This is a genomic window from Kingella kingae ATCC 23330 (assembly GCF_900111845.1).
In the GTDB taxonomy this organism is placed as follows: Bacteria; Pseudomonadota; Gammaproteobacteria; order Burkholderiales; family Neisseriaceae; genus Kingella; species Kingella kingae.
In genome coordinates this window covers 1-3,515 of record NZ_FOJK01000041.1, presented here as the reverse complement: position 1 = coordinate 3,515, position 3,515 = coordinate 1, and the positions used below count along the sequence as shown (strand labels likewise).

The following is a 3,515-nucleotide window of genomic DNA, read 5'->3' as shown; positions in this document are numbered from 1 at the left end:
TATTATTAGAAAGGAATGCACCTATTTCGCGATTACCTTTCGCACCGCCCAAAATGGCAACGACAATGACTGTGAGTGTTTTGGCTAGATTATAGCGTTTGCCTGCTCCACGTCTGGTATCGGGTATGCGAGCGAAATATTCTTCTAGTGAGTGCATGGTGTTGTCCATTTGGTTGTTTAAACTTCGTGCATTATACTTTTAATTTAAAACTTGTCAGGTCTGGGTTAAAACCCACCTTACGCGAGCAACTTGATTACACAAGCATGATATATTTATAGACAAAATGTCCAAAAAATAAAAGTGAAGGCTGCTTTTTGCAATTTATTTGGACAAAATCGCAAATTTTATTGTTATTTTGTCCAAAATCAGTATAATCGCGTTCAACTTAATCCCATTTTAGACAAAATATCATGCAACTAGACATAGACCGCTTAATTGACTATTTCGGCGGCGTGAACGCGCTCGCCGATGCCTTGAAACAGCACGACCCCGACCACGCGGCAAGCACCGCTGCGATTTACAAATGGCGCACACGCGGTTCGTTGCCGCTCAATCAGCTGCAAAAATTAACCGATTTGGCGCAATCGCAAGGCAAAACGCTGGATTTAAACGCTTTTATTAAACAACAACCCAATCTGGAAAGACCCATCATGAACACAAACAACCGCGTTATTATTTTTGATACCACTTTGCGCGATGGCGAACAATCGCCAGGTGCGGCTATGACCAAAGAAGAAAAATTGCGTGTGGCGCGTCAATTGGAAAAAATGGGCGTGGACGTGATTGAAGCAGGCTTTGCGGCGGCAAGCGAGGGCGATTGGGACGCGGTGAACGAAATCGCTAAAACAATTACCAAATCAACGGTTTGTTCGCTGTGTCGTGCGGTGGAGCGCGATATTCGCCGCGCTGGCGAAGCCCTTGCTCCTGCGCCTAAACGCCGTATTCACACGTTTATCGCCACTAGCCCAATCCACATGGAACACAAGCTCAAAATGCAGCCTGCACAAGTGGTAGAAGCGGCGGTTAAAGCGGTCAAAATCGCCAAAGAATACACCGATGACGTGGAATTTTCGTGCGAAGACGCGCTGCGCTCTGAAATTGACTTTTTGGCGCACATTTGTGGCGCGGTGATTGAAGCAGGCGCAACCACGATTAACATTCCCGACACCGTTGGTTATTCCATGCCACACAAAACCGAAGCGTTTTTCCGCGAACTCATCGCCAAAACGCCCAATAGCGACAAAGTGATTTGGTCGGCGCATTGCCACAACGATTTGGGCTTGGCGGTGGCGAACTCGTTGGCGGCATTGCAAGGCGGTGCGCGTCAAGTGGAATGCACGGTAAACGGTTTGGGCGAACGCGCAGGCAATGCGTCTATTGAAGAAATCACGATGGCGTTGAAAGTGCGCCACGACGTGTTCGGCTTGGAAACAGGCATCGACACCACGCAAATTGTGCCAGCGTCTAAACTGGTTTCTACGGTTACGGGTTATCCTGTGCAGCCCAACAAAGCGGTGGTGGGCGCAAATGCGTTTTCGCACGAAAGCGGTATCCACCAAGACGGCGTGTTGAAACACCGCGAAACGTATGAAATTATGTCGGCAGAATCGGTGGGCTGGGCAACCAATCGCCTGACTTTGGGCAAATTATCGGGTCGCAACGCTTTCAAAACCAAGCTGGCAGAGCTGGGCATTGAGCTGGAAAGCGAAGAAGCCTTAAATGCCGCCTTTGCGCGATTCAAAGAACTGGCGGACAAAAAACGTGAAATTTTTGATGAAGATTTACACGCGCTGGTGTCGGACGAAATGTCGCATTTGTCGCAAGACCACTACAAATTCATCTCGCAACACATTGTTACCGAAACGGGCGAATTGCCACGCGCTCACATTGTGTTTAGCGCAAACGGCGCAGAACAACGCGCCGAAGCGACTGGCTCTGGCCCTGTTGATGCGATTTTTAAGGCGATTGAAAGCGTGGCAAATTCGGGCGCGACTTTGCAGATTTATTCGGTGAACGCCGTAACCGAAGGCACAGAAAGCCAAGGCGAAACCACCGTGCGCCTGGCAAAAGACGACAAAGTGGTAAACGGTCAAGGCGCGGACACGGATATATTGGTGGCTACGGCAAAAGCGTATTTGTCAGCGTTGTCTAAATTGGCGAGTTCGGTGGAGCGTATTCGTGCACAGGGCGGTTCGTTGTAATTGGGGATAGGAAAAGCAGCCTGCACTTTTGTTTAAAAGGTTGTGCCACCTACGGCATACACCTTTTATACCCAAATCAAAGATTTGGACAAAAAGTGCAGGCTGCTTTTTGTGCTATATAATCGCCTTTTTTGATTTGAGCTGACTATCTTATGAAACCACCTTTCAAACTACGCTGGCTGCTGCTGGCAATGGTGCTGCTGGCGGCGTTGCCCTTTGTGTTGATGTTCGTCCCCAAAAACAATGGCGATGCGTATCGCTTGGTCATTGAAAAAGGGCAGGGCATGTCGGCGGTGAGCCAAAAATTGGCGCAAGAAAACCAAATTTTTTCGCGCCATGTTTTGCTGCTGGCGGCGTATTTAAATGGCTCGCAACATCAGCTCATGGCAGGCAGCTACCGTTTGCCTGCACAATTATCGGCGTGGGATTTGGTACAAAAATTGCGCGAACAACGCCCCGACACTGTGCGCGTGCAAATTTTGGAGGGCATGCGTTTTGCTCAAATGCGTCGCATCATCAATCAAACCCAAAACATTCGCCACGATACGCTGAATCTGTCGGACGAAGCCTTGCTGCAAAAAATCGCACCCGATGCACCATCGTCCAACCCAGAAGGCTTGTTCTTTCCCAATAGCTACGAAATCGATGCCAATGCCAGTGATATGCAACTCTTTGAATTGGCATACAAAAATATGCAGCGCGAATTGCAGGCTGCTTGGGATAAGCGCGACACCAGTTTGCCCTATAAAACGCCATACGAATTGTTGATTATGGCGAGCTTGATTGAAAAAGAAACCGCGCACGAAGAAGACCGCCGCTATGTTGCTGCCGTGTTCCGCAACCGTTTGGCGATTGGTATGCGCTTGCAAACCGACCCGACTGTGATTTATGGCATGGGCGATGCGTATCAAGGCAAAATCCGCCGTACCGATTTGCAGCGCGACACGCCGTATAACACCTACACGCGCAATGGTTTAACGCCCACACCGATTGCTTTGCCCAGCCGTGCGGCATTGGACGCGGCAGCCAATCCGTCTAGCAGCAAATATTTGTATTTTGTGTCGCGCATGGACGGCACGGGCAAAAGCCAGTTCAGCCACACGCTAGACGAACACAACGCGGCGGTGCGACAGTACATCTTAAAAAAATAGTATTTTCTATCGCTTCTTCGCCGTCATTCCTGCCCCAGACCTGACAAGTTTTAAATAATAGCCACAATACGGTCAATGCGATTCGCAAAACGAGCTAACCATGGTTTCCAAGATTTGTAACCGTAAAGCCGTACTATGTTTAACACTAAACTAAATAATATA

General features: G+C 48.8%; 3 protein-coding genes. 2 read left to right on the top strand and 1 reads right to left on the bottom strand.

Annotation, left to right across the window (positions count from 1 at the left end):
* On the bottom strand, positions 1-157 hold a 157-nt coding region (locus tag BQ5809_RS10485), incomplete at its 3' end, for a transposase family protein (RefSeq protein ID WP_071461633.1).
* 254 nt (positions 158-411) lie between these two features.
* Between BQ5809_RS10485 and BQ5809_RS07885 the strand changes: the two genes are divergently transcribed.
* Together BQ5809_RS07885 and mltG are read left to right on the top strand one after the other, a co-directional pair.
* Positions 412-2,202, top strand: coding sequence for a 2-isopropylmalate synthase (locus BQ5809_RS07885; protein ID WP_003787162.1), 1,791 nt, complete (start codon positions 412-414; stop codon positions 2,200-2,202).
* 152 nt (positions 2,203-2,354) lie between these two features.
* Positions 2,355-3,353 carry an endolytic transglycosylase MltG gene (mltG, locus tag BQ5809_RS07880; RefSeq protein ID WP_003787164.1) on the top strand — a complete coding sequence of 333 codons (999 nt, stop codon included), beginning with the start codon at positions 2,355-2,357 and terminating at the stop codon, positions 3,351-3,353.
* Positions 3,354-3,515: the final 162 nt, after the last annotated feature.